The organism is Ruegeria sediminis (genome assembly GCF_005938215.1).
Classification (GTDB): Bacteria; Pseudomonadota; Alphaproteobacteria; order Rhodobacterales; family Rhodobacteraceae; genus Ruegeria; species Ruegeria sediminis.
In genome coordinates this window covers 67,793-88,023 of record NZ_VCPD01000010.1, presented here as the reverse complement: position 1 = coordinate 88,023, position 20,231 = coordinate 67,793, and the positions used below count along the sequence as shown (strand labels likewise).

The following is a 20,231-nucleotide window of genomic DNA, read 5'->3' as shown; positions in this document are numbered from 1 at the left end:
CTCCCAAAGCATGGCGCCACGCTGGTTCGTTTGCCAACGGACCCAGCGGTGAAACTGACATCCCTCCTCCGCATACAAGGTTGCATCAGCCGAGGCACAAGGGCAAGGGGCGAGTATGGGGGCTGAGGCCGCGTCGCAGACCTCCATCTGGGCGCTGATCTCGCATATGCGGCGACTGCCTTTCTTCGCCGCGTACATGCGATGCCGAATTCGCCGCCTCTGTGCGGGTTCTTGCTGCGCCGAAAGGTGGACCGGCAACTCTCCGCCGGATTCTGCGGCAAGAGGGCAACGGTGCCGTGTCTTGCCGCAGACATGGGGCTGCACGGGTCGAGATATTGAGCGAAACTGTACGCTCGCTGCCCAATCTGGATTTTTTCAGGATCCATCGCCATGTCCGTTTCTGCCCCGTCCGGCAAAGAGCTGGAAACTCTCATTGACGCCTATCTGGATGCCAACCAGATCGATTTTCCCGCAAGCGAAGGCGTTCGCCGAGCGGCTCGGGCCGTTGTGCTGGAGATGAGCGAGACAGAACGCCGGGCCCTTCGTTTCGAGGCCGGACAGGAAAAATCCATCGTATTCAGCAGGATGGCTCTCTGGGTTGTGCAGGTGGCTGCCCTGGCGGGGGCATATTTGGCCGTTTTCTACGCCGTGCTGGTCATGCAGATCTCTCTTCTGCCGGTGGTTTTGTTCGTCGTTCTCACCGGCATTCTTTGGATTGGCTTCGGCAGTGTTCGTGATTTCCGCCGGAACAACTCGATGGCTGCTGACCTGAAATAGGTTACCCCGACCCCGGCGAAAACTCAGGCTGCGATCCGCGACGGCATTGGAACACCGTCCGCCGGGTCCGAACATCTGGTGTGCCGCGGTGACGGTGAGATGCCGTTGGATCCTCGGATTCCCGCCGGGCGAAGGATTCCCGGGCTGGTCTCGACGGTGGAAACTTTCCGGCTTGCAGAGGCGTTACGACACTGCGCTGCCCATCTCCGGTCGGTGTCCTTTGACCGTACCCGGCCCGGGGCTTCAACAGGCTGCAGTCACGATGATTTCGACCTTCAGTTCGGGACGTGCAAGCTTGGCTTCCCCACACGCGCGCGCCGGGGCGTGACCCGCAGGCACCCAAGAATCCCAGACTTCGTTCATCTCGGCGAAATCAGCCATGTCGGCCAACCAGACGATGGCCTGCAGAATATGCTCGCGCGACGTGCCCGCTTGCTGCAGCAGCGCCTCGACGCGGGACAGGCAGTCGCGCGTTTGGTCGGCAACTGTCGCGCCCTCACCCACTTGACCGCACAGATAGGCCACGCCGTTGTGTTTGACGATCTTGCTCATCCGCGCGCCGGTTTCAATTCTCTCGATCATCGTCTTCTCCTATTCGGCCGCGCCACGCGCGCCATCTTCCATTGCAGCAAGCTCGCCCAGCGTCACGGGTTTCAGCGGCGGGCGGATGCGGTAGTAGCCTGTCTCGTCGGGCGACAGCCCGTTGGATGCGGCCAACAGAGCCGTGACCGTCAGTCCGCAATAGCGTCCTTGACAGGGACCCATGCCGGAACGGCCGAAAGCCTTGGCCTGGTTCGGCCCAAGGCATCCAAGCTTGGCGTAGCGCCTGATGTCGCCTGCGGTGATTTCCTCGCAGCGGCAGACGATGGTGGCATCCGCGGGCAACAGCGCCTCGCGAAAAGGCGGATAGGCGGTGTCGAGGAAAGGACGCACGGCGGTTTCATTCTGGTGCTGCCGGTGCAGCGGCGCGGCCAGGCGGTCGCGCTCGGAAGATGAGAGTTTTCCCATATCTCCGGCAACCTTGAGGGCCGCAATGCGCCCGGCGAATTCGGCCGCTTTGGCGCCTCCGATCCCTGCCCCGTCGCCCGCAACAAAGATACCTTCCACATCCGTTGCGCCCCAGGCATCGAGAACAGGCGCGAAACAGGTTTGCGCCTCGTCCCATCGGTGGGTAACTCCAAGCGAACGGGCAGCTTGCGTATTCGGGACAACACCGTGATGCAGCAGGACAGTTTCACAGTCGATCCTGTGGCGTTTGCCGCTGCAGACAAAGAAAATGGCCTCGGCCCTGTCATCGCCCTCGACCGCGATTTCCGTTGCGCCGGTGTAACGCGGGACTCGCGCGCGGATGATTTCGGAGAGCATCGCCAGGCCCTTGGCAAGATAGCGCCAACCCCGCAAGGCACCGCCGAAGTGTCGCGCCGCGCGGAAGAGGTCGCCGCGCGTCTGCGTCTCGACCAGCGCCAGCGGCGGCGTACCCGCGCGGACCATCTGCGCGGCGATGAGATAGAGCAGCGGCCCGCTGCCGACCAGAACCGCGCGACGCGGCAGGACCCCTGATTGTTTCAGCAGGATCTGCGCCGCCCCCGCGGTCATCACCCCCGGCAGGGTCCAGCCGGGAACCGGCATCGGACGTTCCAGCGCGCCGGTGGCAAGGATCACTCTGTCGCCGCTCAGCTGGCCCCCACGGCCGTTTCGGATGTAAGAGATGCGGAATCCCTGCTCGATGGCCCAGACCACCGCCCCGTCGACATGCTCGATGCCGGGGCGGCGGATGCCGGCCGTCAAGGTCGCCCCATGGGAATAGTCCTTGCCCAGAATATCCTCGCGGAGGGGTGCCACGCGGTCCACGTCGCGATAGATCTGCCCGCCCGGCCGAGGCTGTTCGTCCAGCAAGGCAACGCTCAACCCGGTCTCGGCCGCAGTCGCGGCGGCGGCCATGCCGGCGGGGCCTGCGCCGATGACGATGAGATCACTGTGCCGCATCGGATCCCTCCGCCTGGTGTGGCCGCGCGATGCGCATGCCTTCAGAGACTTCCAACATGCAGGCCTGGCGGACGATACCGTCGATTTCGACCAGGCATTCAAAGCAGGCGCCCATCATGCAGAATGGCGCGCGCGGCGCCCCGGAGACGGGCGTGTGGCGGAATACCCCTACCCCGGCTGCCAGCAGCGCGGCGGCGAGGTTCGCGCCTTCGGGCAGATCCAGAGGCGCGCCGTCGAACCAGACCCGGACGCGCGGGCTGCTCTCCAGCTCAAGAAACGGCGAAGCGGTCTTCACTGAACACCTCCAGATCCGGAGCGGCGCCAGTCCCTTCCAACCAGTCCGGCAGGAAGCGGGCGTGCGCCGCGGCTAGCGTGATGCCGCTGTGGCAGGTCACCAGATAGGCGCCCGGCATGTCGCGGCTTTGCTGATAGATCGGCAGGCCGTCCGGCGACAGGATGCGCAAGGCTCCCCAGCTGCGGACAAGCTGCGCCCTGGCCAGCGCCGGATAGGCCGCGATGGCCTCTGCCGCCAGGCCGGAGATGCCGGGCTGCGTCACCCGGTCGTCAAGGCCCACCTCTTCGTTCGTGGCCCCGATCTGGATGCCGCCCTCATCCACCTGACGCGCGATCAGCGAGGGGCGGTAGATCATCTTGGGCAGCTTTTCGGTTATCAGGACCTGCCCCCGCTGCGGCCGGATCGGCGCCTTGAAACCCATCTTCGGGCCAAGCTTGGCCGCACCGAGGCCAGCCGACAGAACGACCTTTGCCGCCCCGACGACGGTGCCGTCATCGCAATGGACGCGGAAACCGTCCGGCTTCGACACCGCTGTGACGATCCTGCCGTTCAGGACGCGGCCACCCAGGCGGCGCACATCATCCGCAAGCGCCTTGAGCAGGCGAAGGGGATTCGCGTGGCCGTCCTGATGGTGGAGAATGGCGCCAACCACCTTGGAGCCGATATGCGGTTCTTCCTTGCGCAGCGAATTCTGGCCCAGCACATCATAGGGATAGTTGCCGCCAAGCTTGGCCTTCAGCATTTCATACTGCGCAACGGTGGCCTGCAGAGTCTCTTCCGAGAAATGCAGATCATAACCACCCTTCTGCTCGAGCGCCACGTCGCAGCCGGTGCTCTCGCCCAGTTCACTTGCAAACCCGGCCCAAGCGGCGGCGGATTGCTGCGACCACTGCGCATAGCGCGGCTGCTTCATCCCCTTGGATTGCACCCAGACAAGGCCGAAATTGCCGCGGCTGGCGCGAAACGCGCCGTCATCGCCGTCAAGCACGACGACCCTCTTGCCCCGCTTCAGCAGCCCCCAGGCTACCGACAGCCCGACGACACCGCCGCCGATGATGGCATAGTCCGCATCCATCCTGTCCGTTCTCCCGGGATTGAAGTCAGGGGCCGGGGCGGCACCGAAACGCCGCCCCGCGCACAACAACGCTTACTGGCCGATCTGGTCGAGGATGCCCTGACCCCACTCGGCGCCAACGTCTTCCAGAACGACCGGCCAGACCACGGTCCGGATCTTTTCGGCCATAGCCGACAGTTCCGCATCGTTCAGCGGGACGATCTTGGTGCCAAGCTCGTCGGCCAGACGCTGCTCCCACTTGCCCTGGTCTTCTTCGGCGACCGTCCAGCGCTGCGCCTCGAATTCGGCGGCGGCCGCCTTGAGAGCCTCCTGATCCTCGGCGTCAAGCTCGGCCAGCGAACCGTTGGAGATGATCATGTACCACACCTCGAAATGGGTGTTGGCAGGAACATAAGCCTTTGTCACGTCGCGGAACGAGGCATAGTAGCCTTCGGCCCCCGAGCCGATCACGCCGTCAACCACGCCGGTCTGAACGGCGGTGAAGGCTTCCGAGAACGGGATCGGTGCCGGGATGTAACCCAGCGCCTCGCCGGTCAGCTGGAAGCTCTTGATCCCGGGCACACGCACCTTGATGCCGTTCGACTGCGACGGGTCGCCGGGGTTCACCGGATCGGTGTTGAGCGAAATGCCCCCGAAATAGACCGGATAGGCGGCGAGCATGGTGATGTCCTGCTCTGCATAAAGCTCGGCCATCACGTTGCGGACCGCGCCGTCTTCGCCGTAGATCTTGCGCGCCTGGTCCCAGTTGTTGGCCAGGTAGGGGAACGAGCTGATCTGCATCCGGCGGTCGGCAGCCGAGGCGGCCGGCTGCGTCGCCATGTCGATGGCGCCCACGCTGATGCGCTCCTGAACGGTGGTGTAGTCGCCCAGCGCCGAGGCCGGGAAGATCTCGATGTTGACGTCGCCGCCGGTGGCTTCGGCGACATTTGCCGCGAAGGCGCGCAGTTCCACGTCAATCGTGGTGTCCTGCGGACGGACGTGGCTCATCTTCAGGTCCGCCGCGGATGCGACGCTCGCAAGCGCCATCAGAGCGGATGCGGCGGTGCCGGTCAGAAAGTGTTTCATGGGTAGTCTCCTCCGTTTTGGGATTTCAGTGTGGTCAGTAGCCGAAGAGGCTGGGCAAAAAGAGCGAGAGATCAGGCCAGAGCGAGGTCAGAAACACGACCGGGACATAGCCTGTCACGATCAGGATCATCGCGGGCCGGATCACCTTGGTGACCTTTACCTTGCCGATCCGCGCACCGAGGTAGAGGATCGAGGCATAGGGCGGGGTGACGCCGCCCATCGCGGTGTTCACGCCCATGATCGCAGCGAACTGCACCGGGCTGACGCCGATCGCGTTCATCAGCGGCAGCAGCAGCGGCGCGATCAGAATGATGGCTGTCACGTCGTTCACCACCATGCCGACCAGGAACAGCAGGATGTTGATGAGGATCAGCAGGAGCACCTTGTTTTCGGTGATGCCGAAGATGGCGCTGACCAGCTGCTGCGGGATGCTTTCATAGACGAACATCTGGCCAAGGATCATCGAGAAAAGGATCATGATCATGATCGCACCGACGGCAGTGGCAGCCTCCTTGCCGGCTTCGAGGAAGTTGTCCCAGCGCAGGCCCTTGTAGATGAAGAACCCGACGGGGATCGCGTAGATCACCGACAGCGCCGCGGCCTCGGTGGGGGTCATGATCCCGCCATAGATGCCGCCGAGGATCATCACCGGCATCAGCAGCGCGGGCGTCGCGTTGATGCCGCGTTTGGCCACCTCGCTGGTCAGTTCACCGAAACTCGGCTTCTCGTCGAGATGCAGGTTGAACTTGCGCGCCATGATCAGGTTCACGACCGAGAAGTTGAACATGATGAACAGGCCGGGTCCAAGCGTCGCCAGGAAGCAGGCCAGGATCGACGTGTCGGTCACCCAGCCGTAGACGATCATCGTCACCGACGGCGGGATCAGCAGGCCGAGGATGGACGAGTTGGCGATGAGCGCGGTCGCGTATTCCCGCGGATAACCGCGCTTTTCCATCTCGGGTATCAGCAACGGTCCGATGGCGGCGATGCCAGTCAGGCCCGAGCCCGAGATCGCCCCGATCACCGCGCAGGAAACCGCGGCCACCACGCCGAGTCCACCGCGCACATGGCCGATGAATGCGTTGATGAAGCGCAAAAGCGAGGCCGCGATACCGCTTTCGGACATGATCGTGCCGGCAAGGACAAAGAGCGGGATCGCGAGCAGGACGGGGTTGCCGAGCTGCTGGAAACCCCAGAGCATCATGCCTTTCATCGTCACTTCGCCGATGAAATACATCACCATCAGCGCGGCGCCGAAACAGTAGGGAAGCGGCACGCCCAGCGTCAGCGTGATGACGAGGACGGCGATGGCGAGAAGTGCAATTTCGATCATTTGACCGCTCCGGTCGAAACGCTGCGGATATGGCCCCAGAGGTGCCAGGCGGTGTAGATCATCATCAGCGTCATCCCGATGACGAGCGCCACGTCTGAGTAAAAGGTCGGGATGTAGAGCGTCGGGCTCTCCTTCCAGACGCGCCAGGCGTAGCGGGTGTAATCCCAGGCCCAGCTCAACAGCCAAAGCCCGACGATCAGGCTGATGATCTCGCCGATTATCGCGAGGACCGTGTGCTGGCGCTCCGTGGTCAGAAAGATCTCGAGAACATTGGCCCGGATATGCGTGTTCTCGCGCGAGGCGTTCACGGCGCCCAGCATATAAAGCCACACCGTCGGATAGAGCATCGTCTCTTCCAGCCCCATGACCGGAACCTGAAGCACGTAACGCGTGATCACCTGGACGAACTGGCCGAGAGCCACGATGCTGATCAACCCCGTCAGCAGGTATTTCGAGAACGTGTCCATGCTTCCTGTCACCCGAGTGTTTGCGTAACCTGATCCGATAGAATTCACTGGACGCGCTTCATAAAATCAATTTGATAATATCTCTGAAGCCATCAATTGGATTTATAGGTCGTCATGAACCTCTCGATCCGGCAGATCATCACCTTCCGCGAAGTCATGCGGAGCGGCTCGATCTCGCAGGCGGCGCGGTCGGTCGGACGCACGCAGCCCGCCGTAAGCACGATGATCGGCATCTTGGAACAGGAACTGGGATTCCCGCTGTTCATTCGCGAGCATGGCAAGCTTACGCCGACGCCGGAGGCGCGTTACTTCCTTGAAGAATGCGAGGAAATCATTGCCCGCCTTGACCGCACCAAGCAAACGCTGAGCCGGATAAGGTCACTTGAAACCGGAAAGCTTCGGGTTGCCTGTCATCCTGCGGCATCCGGGGTGTTTCTGCCGCGCCTTCTCACCGAATTCCTCAAAGACAAGGGTGACGTCGAAGTCGCACTGATCATGCGCTCCTCCGGCGTCATCGAAGACCTGATTGCCTCGCAACAGTATGACATCGGTTTTGCCGAGACACCTGCGCCGCGGGCTTCGATCAACCAGACCGACTTCGACCTCGAATGTGTCTGCATCGTACCCATGGACGATCCTCTGGCATCCGCACCGGTGATCACCCCGGAAGAACTGGACGGAAAACCGATGGCCGTTCTCTTCGAGGGACACCCTACGGCGACCCAGACCGAAGCGGCGTTCCTGTCGGCAGGTTGCCGGTTCAACAAACGCCTCGAGCTGCGCACCTCTTTGCCCGGCCTGCAGTTCGTCGCCGCCGGCATGTGTTACATGGTTTGTGACATGATCACCGCCTACAGTTACCTTCTGCAAAGCGACACCGTCAGCAAACTTGCCATCAAACGCTTCAGGCCGCGTGTCAGCAACAGCGTGTCGATCCTGACACCAGGCTATGTGACCCACGCCCTCCTGTCCGAAGCGTTCTCGAACTATCTCGAGAATTCGATCAGGACGATGCAGGCTGAGATCCTTGAGGTACTGCAGGGGTGATGGCCGACTAATCCGAACCAGCCTCCACAAGCGCAATGACGCTGCCCTTTGCGCCGTGCCAGGTTGGCGCCACGCGGCGAAAGCGGCGGCCCGGTTCAACTTGAAGGAGGCTCGGGAGGAGAGGCTGCGCTGAGCATTGAACAGGACGAGTAGCGAGGCGCGGGCTGCGACGAATTTCTGCACACTTCGCATTCGCCGGAATCGCTGAAGCGCCCGCTCGCTTCGTCACAATGGCAGGTGCGAATTCTCCGCCCGATTGTTCGGTCAGCGGCCTGTTTGCAATATGCGCGCCGGTGTTGGACGCGTTGCCTTCGCATCTCGGCTGCGACTTCGGCCCAAATCCGCTGCCATCAGAACCGCATCGCGTCATCGCTCGCGTCGACACCGCGCTCGTGTAGAAGTTCCTCCACATTCCGGAGCGAAAGCGGAAACCGAATGCACATCATCGCCGCCGGGCGAATGACCGCGGGGCCGGTTCGGAAATAGCGGAACTTTTTTCGCAATGTCCGAGACGCGACGAAACCCGCACCTCCCGTTTGCGGGGAAAACAGGGCTTCGGTGAACCTGTACACCCGGGTTGTTCACCGATAAAGTTCCAGCAGGATCGGCAGCTTACGCGCGCCGGGCCGGTGATCCGGCGCGCGGCTGGCGTATTGATAAGATTTCGCCCGCGGCATCAGCGGAGCAGTCCTGAATTGGGAAAAGGGGGGCGCGGCATGGCTTTCAACTCCACCGAGCGAGTGGCAATCCGACTTGACGAGGTGCGCGCGCTGGCCGCCGAACGACTCGAAAGGCGCGACGCCGAAGCCTTCGGTCCGATGCTCGACGTCTTCCTGGCCACCGCGGCGCGCGAGGAAATCCTCGAACAGACCCCCGAAGAGCTTTATGGCGCGATGCTGGCGCTGTGGAAGTTCTGCCAGACGCGTGCGCCCGACCAGTGCAAGGTCAGGGTCTACAACCCGCGCATCGCCGAGCACGGATGGGAATCGATCCATACCATCGTCGAGGCCGTCAACGACGACATGCCGTTCCTCGTCGACTCGCTCACCGTGCTGCTGTCGGAAAAGGGCCTGGGCCTTCACGCGCTGGTTCACCCCGTCCTTCACGTCCGGCGCGACGCGAAGGGGGCGCTGACCAAGGTCACCGGACCCGACGACGACAAGGCGGCGACCGAGTCCGTCATTCAGGTGCAGATCGACCAGGTGCCCAACCCCGACGCCCTCGCCGCCCTCGGCGCCGAGATCGAAAGCATGTTCGCAGACGTGGCCGCAGCCGTCGCCGACTGGCGGCAGATGTTCTCCAAGCTCAAGGACGTGACCGCCGAGTTGCGGCAGAACGCGCCCAAATCGCAAACGGGCGCCACGGCCGAGGCCTGCGAATTCCTCGACTGGATCGCCAACAACCACTTCACCTTCCTCGGCTACCGGCATTTTTCGATCCGCAAGCAGAAATCGAAACTCACGATGGAGCCGGGACAGGGCCTGGGCCTGATGCGCGACCCCGACTACACCGTCATGCGCGATCCCGAAGGCAATTTCTCGCACTGGACGCCGCAGATATCCGAGGTCACGCGCGACCACTCGGCCCTGCTCATCCTCAAGGCCAACCGCCGCTCGACGGTGCATCGCTCGACCCATTACGACGTGGTGGCGGTCAGGGAACTGGACGCCAAGGGCAAGATGGTGGGCGAACACGTCTTCATCGGCCTCTTCACCTCGGCTGCCTACAACCGGAGCCCAAGCGAGATCCCGCTGCTGCGCGGCAAGGTCGCCCGGGTGATCGAACGCGCCGGCTTCGCGCCGTCGGGCCATGACGGCAAGGCGCTGAACAACGTGCTAGAAACCTATCCGCGCGACGAACTGTTCCAGGCCACCGAGGACCAGCTTTTCGAGAACGCGATGGGTGTTCTGCACCTGGCGACCCGCCCCAGGACGCGTCTTTTCATCAGGCCGGACAGCTTCGGACGCTTCGTGTCGTGCATCATCTACGTGCCGCGCGAACGCTACAACACCGAGCTTCGGATCCGCATCGGCAACATCCTGTGCGACGCGCTCGACGGCCGCGTGGCGTCGTGGGAGCCGTCGTTCAGCACCGAGGGGCTGGCCCGCATCCATTTCGTCATCGCGCTGGGGGGCGGGCGCATGGTCGACCACGACATCGCCGCGATCGAGGCCGAGATCGTCACGGCGGTCCGGTCCTGGAGCGACATCCTGCTCGGTGCGCTGACCGACCGCTGCGGCGAGGCCGAGGGCCCGCGGCTCCATGCCCGATACGGCAAGGGCTTCAGCGCCAGCTACCGCGAGGACGTGCAGGTGGCCGCCGCGATCGGCGACATCGAAAAGCTGGAAACCCTCGACGCGGATACGCGCCTTGCGCTGCATTTCTACCGCCGGCTCGAGGATGACGAAACCTCCGTCCGCTTCAAGGTCTACCACCACGGCGGTCCGGTGCCGCTGTCGGATGCGCTGCCGGTGCTCGAGAACATGGGTTTCCGCATCCTCAACGAACATCCCTACCGCGTCGATCTCGACGGGGTCGAGACCTGGATCCACGACTTCTTCATGCAGTCCGCCGCCGGCGTCGCGATCGACCTCTCGGCGCTCCGCGCCAAGCTCGAAGAAGCGTTCGACGCCACCTGGAACGGGATCGTCGACGACGACCGGCTGAACCGGCTGGTGCTGCTGGCCGGACTGACGGCGCGGCAGACGGCGCTGCTGCGCGCCTACAGCCGTTTCCTGCGCCAGGCCCGCATCCCCTATTCGGTCGAATACATGGAGGACGCGCTGGCCCAGTACCCGGTCATCGCGCGCAGCCTCGTCGCGCTGTTCGCGGCGCAGTTCGATCCCGCGAACGGGCTCGACGCCGACGGGCGCGAGGCCGAGCGGATCCGGATCGAAGCCGAGATCGAGGCCGAGCTCGAGGCGGTTCCCAGCCTCGACATCGACCAGATCCTGCGCCGTTTCCGCAATGCCATCGCCTCGACGCTGCGGACCAACTTCTACCAGCCGGGCGACGGTGGTCAGCCGAAAGCCTATGTTTCCTTCAAGTTCGACTGCGCCCAGCTGGACGATCTGCCGCTGCCCCGCCCGTGGCGCGAGATCTTCGTCTACTCGCCCTGGGTCGAAGGCGTGCATCTCAGGGGCGGCCCGGTCGCGCGCGGCGGCCTGCGCTGGTCCGACCGCAAGGAGGACTACCGGACCGAGGTTCTGGGCCTCGTCAAGGCGCAGCAGGTCAAGAACGCGGTCATCGTCCCGGTCGGCTCGAAGGGCGGCTTCCTGCCCCGCAAACTCCCCGCCGCCGGCACCCGCGAAGAGATCCAGGCCGAGGCGATCCGCTGCTACAAGACCTTTCTCTGCGGGTTGCTCGACCTGACCGACAACCTCGTCGCCGGCGAGGTGGTGCCGCCCAGCTCGGTCGTGCGCCGCGACACCGACGATCCCTACCTGGTCGTCGCCGCCGACAAGGGCACCGCGACCTTCTCGGACATCGCCAACGGCGTCGCCGCCGACTACGGCTTCTGGCTCGACGACGCCTTCGCCTCGGGCGGCTCGCACGGCTACGACCACAAGGGCATGGGCATCACCGCCCGCGGCGCGTGGGAAGCGGTCAAGCGGCATTTCCGCGAGCTTGGCCAGGACATCCAGAACGAGCCCTTCAACGTGATCGGCGTCGGCGACATGTCGGGCGACGTGTTCGGCAACGGGATGCTGCTGTCCGAGCATATCCGCCTGGTCGCCGCCTTCGACCACCGCGACATCTTCATCGACCCCGATCCCGACCCGGCAACCAGTTTCGCCGAGCGCAGGCGCCTGTTCGAACTGCCGCGGACCAGCTGGAAGGACTACGACACCAAGCTGATCTCGAAGGGCGGCGGCGTCTTCCCGCGCACCGCCAAGTCGATCCAACTGACGCCCGAGATCAAGCGGGCGGTCGGCATCGCCGCCGACAAGGTCACGCCGTTCCAGTTGATGAAGGCGATCCTGTCCATGCAGGCCGATCTGCTCTGGTTCGGCGGCATCGGCACCTACGTCAAGGCTTCGACCGAAACCCATGCCGACGCGGGCGACCGCGCCAACGACGCGATCCGCGTGGATGCGACGCAGGTGCGCGCCAGCGTGATCGGCGAGGGCGCCAACCTCGGCGTCACGCAGCGCGGCCGGATCGAGCTGGCGCGCAAGGGCGTCAAGCTCAACACCGACGCGGTGGACAACTCGGCCGGGGTGGATTGCTCGGACCACGAGGTGAACATCAAGATCGCCCTCGGCGCGGTGGTCGCGGCCGGCGACATGACGCCCAAGCAGCGCAACGCGCTCTTGGCCAAGATGACCGATGAGGTGGGCGAGCTTGTCCTCGAGGACAACTACAACCAGACCCTCGCGCTGTCCTTCACCGAGGGGCGCGCCGCGGCGATGCTGGACGATCAGGCCCGGTTCATGCGCGCGCTCGAGGCGCAGGACGAGCTCAACCGCGAGATCGAGCTGCTTCCCAACGACGAGGCGATCGCCGAATTGCGCAGCCTCGGCCTCGGCCTCACGCGGCCGGAAATCGCGGTGCTGATCGCCTATTCCAAGAACGTGATCTTCAGCCAGCTCGTCAAGTCGACCCTGCCGGACGATCCCTATTGCGAACGGTTCCTGATCGACTACATGCCGACGCCGCTGCGCAAGAAGCACCGCGAGGCGATACTCGCCCACCCGCTGCGGCGCGAGATCATCGCCACCGTGCTGGCGAACGCCGTGGTGAACGAGGCCGGCCCTTCGATCATCAACCGGATGAAGGAAGAGACCGGCGCCGGCACGACGGGTATCGTCAAGGCTTTCGTCATCGGCCGCGACGTGTTCGAGATCGACGCGCTGCGCGACGAGATCAACGCGCTGGACAACAAGGTCCCGGCAGAGGCGCAGAACACGATGCACCTGGCGCTCTCCGACATGATCGCCTCGCAAAGTCAGGCGATCCTGGCGCGCGCCAGCGATCAGGGCGTGGCCGAGGTGATCGGCATCTACAAGCCCGCCATTTCGCAGATCACCGCCGGCGTCACCGACCTGCTGCACGAGTTCTCGCGCAAGCGGATGGAGGGGCGCATCGGCACCTTCGTCGCCGAGGGCGTTCCGGACGACCTCGCCGGGCGGATCAGCAGGCTCGAGTTCCTTGGCGGCGCGCTCGACATCGTCGACGTCGCCAGGCAGCGGGACCGCGACGTGATAGAGGTGGCCGAGACCTATTTCGCCACCGGCGCCCGTTTCGGTCTCGACTGGCTGCGGACCACGGCGCGCGGCATCGAGCCCGCCGACCATTGGGAGCGCGTGGCGCTCGGCCGGCTGATCGCGGATCTGCGCTCGCAGCAGTCCCTGATCGCGGCGGCGGCGCTCGACACCGCCACCGACAGCAAGGGCACGGTCTGCATCGACCGCTGGGCCGAAGTCCATGCCGAAGCCGTGAGCCGGGCCGAAAGGCTGGTGCAGGAACTTCGCGAGGGCGGCGCCCTCACGATCGCCAAGCTCGCCGTCGCCTCGTCGCGTTTCCGCAGCATCTGAGGCTGACCGGCAAGACCTGAACGCCGGGCCGGTCGTCGATCGACCCGGCCCGGCTTTTTCTGCTGCCGCCTCAAGCGGGTTCTTCCCGCGGCTTCAGCCCGCGTGCGCCCCCGGCGGCGTTGACCGCCTGCCCGGCCCAGACCGCACCCAGGACGATGACCGCCCCGACCAGTTGAACCTCGGTCAGCGCCTGTCCCAGCCAGGCCCAGCCCAGCACCACCGCCGTCACCGGGCTCATCATTCCCAGCATCGACACGGTTCCCGGCTCCAGCCGCGCCACGCCCCGGAACCACAGCCAGTAGGTCACCGCCGCGCCGACCAGTCCAAGCCAGGCCAGACCGCCCAGATTTGCGGCCGTCAGCGGCGGCAGCGGCGGCTCCAGGATCAGCGCCGCCGGCAGCAGCAGCAGCCCGCCCGCCGTCAGTTGCCAGGCGGTGAAGCTCAGGGCGGGGACCGGCGGCTGCCACTTGCGGCTCAGCACGGTGCCCGCCGCCATCGAGGCCGCACCGCCCAGGCCGGCGGCGATTCCGATCGGATCCAGGGCCGCGCCCGGCTGCAGCAACAGCATGGCGATGCCGGCGATGCCGGTGAGGGCGGCCAGCACCGCGCCCGCGCGGACCGGGGTGCCCAGAATCCCCCGCGCCAGGGCGATGACGATCAGCGTCTGAACCGCCCCCAGCGTCGCCGCGACGCCGCCCGGCAGCCGATAGGCCGCCACGAAAAGCAGCACCCAGAACACGGCGAAGTTGAACGCGCCAAGCAGAAACGCCCGCCCCAGCCAGTCCCTGCCCGGCAGGCACCGCGTGAGCGCCAGCAACAGCAGCCCGGCGGGCAGCGCGCGCAGCACCGCCATGGTGATGGGATAGCCCTGCGGCAGGGCCTCGGTGGTGACCAGGTACGTGCTGCCCCAGACGGCCGGGGCCAGCGCGGTGATCAGGATGTCGGTCGAGCGGGTCATGGGGATGAACCTCCTCTTGCGGCGCCTACCAGTAGTGAACCGACAGGCGCGGGGGGTTGGCGGGCCGGGGATCCAGCCCGATGTCGCGCATCAGATGCGGGTCAAGATCGCGCGGCTCGCCGCGCGGGACGCGACCGGGGCCTTTGCCGGGCCCGCGGGTCTTGCTGTGCAAAACCCGCCCGGTCCGGCCCGGCCGCAGCGCCCAAAGGCGCGCAAAGTCGAAACGCGCCCCGGTCATCACGCCGCCTCCGTCAGAGGCACCGCGCCGGCCAGCGCCGCGGCCAGCCGCGCCACGTAGGCGCCCTGGAACCGCGCGCCGGCAAGGTCGGTTTCGGTGGGGTGCAGCGATCCGTCCGCCCCGGCGATGGTTCCTGCGCCATAGGGCGCACCGCCGATGATGCCCTCGGCCGAGGTCTGCCCGGCGAAGGTATAGGGCATCCCGGCGATGACCATGCCGAAATGCTGCATCGGGATCTGCGTGGACAACATCGTCGCCTCGTGCCCGCCATGCTGCGAGCCGGTCGAGGCAAAGACCGCGCCGACCTTGCCGACCAGCGCGTTGCGCGCCCACAGCCCGCCGGCCTGGTCGAGGAACTGCTTCATCTGCCCGGCCATCATGCCGAAACGCGTGGGCGTGCCCAGGATGATGCCGTCATATTCGGCAAGATCGGCGGGCGCGGCGACGGGGGTGTCGTCTTCGACGTACCCGGCGCCCTTGCGCACCTCTTCGGGCACGGTTTCCGGCACCCGGCGGATGTCTACGACGGTGCCGGGCACGCTGCGCGCGCCTTCGGCTTCGGCCTCGGCCAGGGTGCGGACGTGGCCATAGCTGGAATAGTAGAGAACGAGAATGCGGGACATGGTGAACCTCTCCGGCTTGTTGAAACTTCGCCAGAAAGATGCGCCCGCAGCGCCGCCGGATTAACCGGCCGGTTCGCAATTCATTCCTTACGCCCCGTTAGGAATGGCCGCCGCCCAGCGCCGCCCGCAGATGATCCAGAAAGGCGTTGACCTTGGCATCCGCGCCCAGCCGGGACGCGGTGACCGCATAGATGTGGCGCCGCGGCAGTTCCCAGTCCGGCAGCACCGGCACCAGGTCGCCGCGCGCCACGGCTCCGTCCGCGATGAAATCCGGCAGGGTGCCGATCCCCTCTCCGGCGACCAGAAGATCCCGCAGCACTAGGCTGTTGCCGACCCGCACGCGCGGCGCGATCTCGATGGTGCGGCTGTCCTGCGGCCCCAGCAACTGCCACTGCGCCTTGTGATCGGCCAGCAGGAAACCGATGATCGCATGGTTCCCAAGGTCGTCGGGGCTCTGCGGCGTTCCCTTGCGCTCCAGATAGGTGGGCGCGGCGAACACCCTCTGGCGCACGTCGCCGACCGGGCGCGCGACCAGCGCGGAATCCGGCAACTCGGCCTTCACCCGGATCGACAGGTCGAACCCGCCCTCGATCATGTCCACCACCCGGTCGTCCAGCGACAGCGTGACCTCGAGTTCGGGATGCGCCTCCAGGAAACCCGGCAGCAGCGGCGCCAGCACGACCTGGCCGAAGGACACCGGCGCGTTGATCCGCAGATGCCCTTTCACCACGCCCGAGCGCCGGCGGATCCGGTTCTCGATCTGGTCCACGTCGCCCAGCACGCCCAGCGCCATCTCGTAGTAGAGCCGCCCGTGATCGGTCAGCGACATCGACCGGGTCGTGCGCGTCAGCAGCGTGCAGCCCAGGCTTTTCTCCAGCAGCTTGACCTCGCGGCTCAACAGCGCCGCCGACACGCCCAGATCCTCGGCCGCGCGCGCGAAGCTGCCGCGCTCGACGATGCGGCAAAAGGCGTTCATGACCGAAAGCTTGTCCATCGCCTGTCGTCCCGTCCCTGTCTTTCGCGGAACTATCGCAGATCGGTTTCAGGGGCGAAAGGCAATCCCGGCCCCTACCCCCGCCCCAGATCCGCAAGGATCGGGCAATCGGGGCGATGGTCCCCGGCGCAGGCGTCGACCAGATGCGACAGGGTGGCCCGCATCGCCTGCAGGCCCGCGATCTTGGCGTCGATCTCCTTCAGGTTCTGTTTGGCGATCCGTTTCACATCCGCGCTGGCGCGGTCCTTGTCCTCGTAGAGCGCCAGCAGCGTGCGGCAGTCGTCGATGGTGAAGCCCAGCGAACGGGCCCGGCCGATGAAGGCCAGCTTGTGCAGCTCGCGCTCCTCGAAATGGCGATACCCGTTCGCCCCGCGCTTCGGCTTGATGAAGCCGATATCCTCGTAATAGCGGATGGTCTTGGCGGGCAGGCCCGAACGTTCCGCAACATCCCCGATATTCATGACGATCCTCCTTGACTACTCGGCGGGCGCGGCCCGCAACTCCCGGTGCTTGGCGGCCTCGGCGGCGCCGGCGCCGCCCATCGCCGGTCTGACCCATCTCAGGCGCAGGGCGTTCGACAGGACGAAGACGCTGGACAGGGCCATCGCCCCCGCCGCCAGCATCGGCGACAGGAGCGGCCCGCCGAACGGATAAAGCACGCCGGCGGCCACCGGGATCAGCAGCGTGTTGTAGCCGAAGGCCCAGAACAGGTTCTGCCGGATGTTGCGCATGGTGCGCTTGCTGATGCCGAAGGCGTTCACCACGCCGTTCAGATCGCCCGACATCAGCACCACGTCGGCGGCCTCGATCGCCACGTCGGTGCCGGTGCCGATGGCGATGCCCACATCCGCCGCCGCCAGCGCCGGCGCATCGTTGATGCCGTCGCCGACGAAGGCCAGCTTGCCGCCCTCCGCGCGCAGGCTGTCCAGCGCGGCCACCTTGCCCTCGGGCAGCACTTCGGCCCGCACCTCGTCGATTCCGAGTTCGCGGGCGATGGCCTCGGCGGTCACCCGGTTGTCGCCGGTGATCATCACCACCTTCAGCCCCAGATCGTGCAGCGCGGCGATGGCGTCGGGCGTGGTCGGCTTGATCGGGTCGGCCACCGCGATCACCGCGGCGATCCGCCCGTCGATGGCGGCGAACAGCGGCGTCTTGCCGTTGGCGGCCAGATCCTTGCTGCGGCCCGACAACTCGCCCATCTCCACGTCTTCGCGGTTCATCAGCCGGTCGGCGCCGACCAGCACCTCGCGCCCCTCGACCGAGGCGCGCACCCCGAATCCGGTGAGCGACTCGAAATCCTCCACCTTCGGCAGCGACAGCCCGCGCACCTCAGCCGCCCGCAGGATGGCCTCGGCGATGGGATGTTCCGAGGTCGCCTCGACCGCCGCCACCAGACGCAGCACCTCGGCCTCGTCCATGCCCTCGGGCGTGACCAGATCGGTCAGCTCGGGCCGCCCGGCGGTCAGGGTGCCGGTCTTGTCCAGCGCGACTACCGTGCTTTCCTGCAGCATCTGCAGCGCGTCGCCCTTGCGGAACAGCACCCCCATCTCGGCCGCCCGCCCGGTGCCCACCATGATCGAGGTCGGCGTCGCCAGCCCCATGGCGCAGGGACAGGCGATGATCAGCACCGCCACACCCGCCACCAGCGCCAGGCTCAGCGCCGGATCGGGTCCGACCAGCAGCCACGCGACCACCGTCAGCGCCGCCACCGCCATCACCGCCGGCACGAACCACAGCGTCACCCGGTCCACCATGCCCTGGATCGGCAGCTTGGCGCCCTGCGCCTGCTCGACCATCCGGATTATCTGCGACAGCATGGTGTCCGCCCCGACCTTCTCGGCCCGGAAGGTCAACGCCCCGGCGCCGTTCACCGTGCCGCCGACCACCTGCGCGCCCTCGGTCTTTTCCACCGGCACCGGCTCGCCCGTGATCATGCTTTCATCGACATAGGACGATCCGCCCAGCACCTGGCCATCCACCGCGATCTTCTCGCCGGGGCGCACATGGATCACGTCGCCCACGACGATCTCGTCGATCGGGCGCTCCACCACCGCGCCGTCCCGCTCGACCCGCGCGGTCCTGGCCTGCAGCCCCACCAGCTTGCGGATCGCCTCGCCCGTGCGCCCCTTGGCGCGCGCCTCCAGCAGCCGGCCCAGCAGGATCAGCACCACGATCACCGCCGCCGCCTCGTAATAGACATTGGCCGTGCCCTCGGGCAGCACCTCCGGCGCGAAGGTCGAGACCAGCGAAAAGCCGTAGGCCGCCGCGGTGCCCAGCGCCACCAGCGAGTTCATGTCCGGCGCGCCCTTGAACAGGGCCGGAAAGCCCTTGGTGTAGAACTGCAGCCCCGGTCCGAACAGGACCACCGTCGTCAGCAGGAACTGCAGGTAATAGCTGTTCTGCACCCCGATCGCGCCGGCCACCAGGTGATGCATTCCGGGGATGACATGGCTGCCCATCTCGATCACGAAGACCGGCAGCGCCAGCGCCGCCGCCAGCAGGGTTCGCTGCGCCAACTGGCGGATCTCGTCGGCCTTGCGGTCCTCGCGATCCGGGCTTTCCGCCGCCCTCACCCTGGCCGGATAGCCCGCCGCCGCGGCCAGCGCGGCGATGTCGGCCGGGGTCGTGGCCCCGCTCGCGTAGCGCACCGTCGCCGTTTCCGCGGCCAGGTTGACCGAGGCGTCCAGCACCCCGTCGCCCGCCTTCAGCGCGCGCTCGACCCGTCCGACGCAGGAGGCGCAGGACATCTCCTCGACGTCCAGCGTGATCTCGTCGGTCGCCGCCGGATAACCCGCATCGCCCAGGGCGTCGACCAGTTGCGCCACCGTCGCGGGCGCGCTGAAACTCACCTGGGCGCTCTCGCTCGCCAGGTTGACCGAGGCCGAGTTCACGCCGGGCACCGCCCCCAGCGCCCGCTCGACCCGCCCCACGCAGGACGCGCAACTCATGCCTTCGACCTGAAACCGTGCCATCGCATTGTCAGTCATGCCATCACCTCAGATTGCCTTCTGACGCCGTAGATAATGGTTCCAGCAGGTGGAAGGTCAAGGCCGCAAGTGCGGGTTTTCCGCGCCCGGCGGAAATGCCGCTTGACCTTCCAGTGCTGGAATACTTTAGCCAGTCGTCAAGCACACAGGAGACAACCGAAAATGACGATTCTGCATGTTCCCGACATGAGCTGCGGCCATTGCAAGGCCGCCATAGAAAAGGCCGTCGGCGGCGTGGATTCCGCCGCGCGGCTTTCCTTCGACATGGGCGCGCGCACGGTCGCCGTCGAAAGCGCGGCGCCCCTCGACGCGATCCTGGCCGCGCTCAAGTCGCAGGGCTATGCCGCCACGACCGCGTGACGGGGCGCGGGCGGCGGCTCAGTTGATGCCGTTTGCCCGCTGCAACTCCCGGACGTAGGCGACGATTGCCTTGACGTCGCCGCGGGTCAAGCCCTCGACCGGCTGCATGTTGCCGAATTCCCAATGATGCGCCCGGACCCCGCCCTGCACGGCAAGATGGAACGATTCGTCGGCATGGTGGCTGGGTTCGTAGATCTTGTGCACCAGCGGCGGCCCCGACCCTTCGACACCAGCCGCGTTGGCCCCGTGGCAGGCGGCGCATTTCGCGTCGAAGGCGGTCTTGCCGGTTTCGGCCAACGGGCCGAACTCGGCGGGCAGGCTTACTTCGACGATCGCCCCGCCCTGCGCCTCCGCACCGGTCATCGACCCGGACTGTCCGGCGGACTCCATGCCCCGCGTCAGATAGAACGCAGCGGCGCCCGCAACCGCGACACCGCCAATCAATAATGCAATCTTGTTCATCTCAGTGCTTCGCTTCGTTTCCGCCCG

At 66.0% G+C, this 20,231-nt stretch carries 19 protein-coding genes and 1 pseudogene; 4 read left to right on the top strand and 16 right to left on the bottom strand.

The window, feature by feature from the left end:
• The first annotated feature begins 390 nt into the window (after positions 1-390).
• A complete protein-coding gene (locus tag FGK63_RS19710; RefSeq protein ID WP_138845512.1) occupies positions 391-777 on the top strand; it encodes a hypothetical protein in 387 nt (128 codons plus the stop codon).
• A 243-nt stretch (positions 778-1,020) separates the two neighbouring features.
• Here FGK63_RS19710 and FGK63_RS19705 read toward each other — a convergent pair whose 3' ends face one another.
• From FGK63_RS19705 to FGK63_RS21075, 8 genes are all read right to left on the bottom strand, one after another.
• Positions 1,021-1,359, bottom strand: a complete 339-nt coding sequence (locus tag FGK63_RS19705; RefSeq protein ID WP_138845510.1) for a RidA family protein — start codon at positions 1,357-1,359, stop codon at positions 1,021-1,023.
• A gap of 9 nt (positions 1,360-1,368) precedes the next feature.
• Entirely contained in the window at positions 1,369-2,763 is a 1,395-nt protein-coding gene (locus FGK63_RS19700) for an FAD/NAD(P)-dependent oxidoreductase (protein ID WP_138845508.1), read from the bottom strand.
• On the bottom strand, positions 2,750-3,058 hold the full coding sequence (locus FGK63_RS19695; protein ID WP_138845506.1) for a (2Fe-2S)-binding protein: 309 nt from the start codon (positions 3,056-3,058) through the stop codon (positions 2,750-2,752). Before FGK63_RS19695 ends, FGK63_RS19700 begins: the two co-directional genes overlap by 14 nt.
• On the bottom strand, positions 3,033-4,133 hold the full coding sequence (locus FGK63_RS19690; protein ID WP_138845504.1) for an NAD(P)/FAD-dependent oxidoreductase: 1,101 nt from the start codon (positions 4,131-4,133) through the stop codon (positions 3,033-3,035). Before FGK63_RS19690 ends, FGK63_RS19695 begins: the two co-directional genes overlap by 26 nt.
• A 72-nt stretch (positions 4,134-4,205) precedes the next feature.
• Entirely contained in the window at positions 4,206-5,198 is a 993-nt protein-coding gene (gene dctP, locus FGK63_RS19685; RefSeq protein WP_138845502.1) for a TRAP transporter substrate-binding protein DctP, read from the bottom strand.
• Between the two features lie 34 nt (positions 5,199-5,232).
• Positions 5,233-6,531: a TRAP transporter large permease gene (locus tag FGK63_RS19680; RefSeq protein ID WP_138845499.1), complete on the bottom strand. Its 1,299-nt coding sequence runs from the start codon at positions 6,529-6,531 to the stop codon at positions 5,233-5,235.
• On the bottom strand, positions 6,528-6,998 hold the full coding sequence (locus FGK63_RS19675; protein ID WP_138845497.1) for a TRAP transporter small permease: 471 nt from the start codon (positions 6,996-6,998) through the stop codon (positions 6,528-6,530). Before FGK63_RS19675 ends, FGK63_RS19680 begins: the two co-directional genes overlap by 4 nt.
• 92 nt (positions 6,999-7,090) lie before the next feature.
• Positions 7,091-7,231, bottom strand: coding sequence for a hypothetical protein (locus tag FGK63_RS21075; RefSeq protein ID WP_246044094.1), 141 nt, complete (start codon positions 7,229-7,231; stop codon positions 7,091-7,093).
• On the opposite strand from FGK63_RS21075, the gene FGK63_RS19670 reads away from it, so the two are divergent.
• Positions 7,170-8,045, top strand: a complete 876-nt coding sequence (locus tag FGK63_RS19670) for a LysR family transcriptional regulator (protein ID WP_246044093.1) — start codon at positions 7,170-7,172, stop codon at positions 8,043-8,045. The two genes, FGK63_RS21075 and FGK63_RS19670, sit on opposite strands and share 62 nt — an antisense overlap.
• Before the next feature lie 51 nt (positions 8,046-8,096).
• On the opposite strand, the pseudogene FGK63_RS21070 reads toward FGK63_RS19670, so the two are convergent.
• Positions 8,097-8,596: pseudogene (locus tag FGK63_RS21070) on the bottom strand (hypothetical protein); the annotation flags it as partial.
• A gap of 165 nt (positions 8,597-8,761) precedes the next feature.
• On the opposite strand from FGK63_RS21070, the gene FGK63_RS19660 reads away from it, so the two are divergent.
• On the top strand, positions 8,762-13,582 hold the full coding sequence (locus FGK63_RS19660; RefSeq protein WP_138845493.1) for an NAD-glutamate dehydrogenase: 4,821 nt from the start codon (positions 8,762-8,764) through the stop codon (positions 13,580-13,582).
• Between the two features lie 70 nt (positions 13,583-13,652).
• Here the strand turns inward: FGK63_RS19660 and FGK63_RS19655 are convergent, their stop codons facing one another.
• From FGK63_RS19655 to FGK63_RS19630, 6 genes are all read right to left on the bottom strand, one after another.
• Complete coding sequence (locus FGK63_RS19655) at positions 13,653-14,540, bottom strand: EamA family transporter (protein WP_138845491.1); 888 nt, start codon at positions 14,538-14,540, stop codon at positions 13,653-13,655.
• 25 nt (positions 14,541-14,565) lie between these two features.
• Positions 14,566-14,778 (bottom strand): hypothetical protein, encoded by a 213-nt coding sequence (locus FGK63_RS19650; RefSeq protein WP_138845489.1) that lies wholly within the window; start codon positions 14,776-14,778, stop codon positions 14,566-14,568.
• On the bottom strand, positions 14,778-15,401 hold the full coding sequence (gene wrbA / locus FGK63_RS19645) for an NAD(P)H:quinone oxidoreductase (protein WP_138845487.1): 624 nt from the start codon (positions 15,399-15,401) through the stop codon (positions 14,778-14,780). The genes FGK63_RS19650 and wrbA overlap by 1 nt, the downstream gene beginning before the upstream one ends.
• A 97-nt stretch (positions 15,402-15,498) precedes the next feature.
• Positions 15,499-16,395: a LysR family transcriptional regulator gene (locus FGK63_RS19640; RefSeq protein ID WP_138845485.1), complete on the bottom strand. Its 897-nt coding sequence runs from the start codon at positions 16,393-16,395 to the stop codon at positions 15,499-15,501.
• A gap of 74 nt (positions 16,396-16,469) precedes the next feature.
• Positions 16,470-16,856, bottom strand: coding sequence for a Cu(I)-responsive transcriptional regulator (gene cueR, locus FGK63_RS19635; RefSeq protein WP_138845483.1), 387 nt, complete (start codon positions 16,854-16,856; stop codon positions 16,470-16,472).
• Positions 16,857-16,871: 15 nt separating this feature from the next.
• Positions 16,872-19,382, bottom strand: a complete 2,511-nt coding sequence (locus FGK63_RS19630; protein ID WP_138845481.1) for a heavy metal translocating P-type ATPase — start codon at positions 19,380-19,382, stop codon at positions 16,872-16,874.
• A 162-nt stretch (positions 19,383-19,544) separates the two neighbouring features.
• On the opposite strand from FGK63_RS19630, the gene FGK63_RS19625 reads away from it, so the two are divergent.
• Positions 19,545-19,742 carry a heavy-metal-associated domain-containing protein gene (locus FGK63_RS19625; RefSeq protein ID WP_138845479.1) on the top strand — a complete coding sequence of 66 codons (198 nt, stop codon included), beginning with the start codon at positions 19,545-19,547 and terminating at the stop codon, positions 19,740-19,742.
• Between the two features lie 18 nt (positions 19,743-19,760).
• Here FGK63_RS19625 and FGK63_RS19620 read toward each other — a convergent pair whose 3' ends face one another.
• Positions 19,761-20,204: a c-type cytochrome gene (locus FGK63_RS19620; RefSeq protein WP_138845477.1), complete on the bottom strand. Its 444-nt coding sequence runs from the start codon at positions 20,202-20,204 to the stop codon at positions 19,761-19,763.
• Between the last annotated feature and the right edge of the window lie 27 nt (positions 20,205-20,231).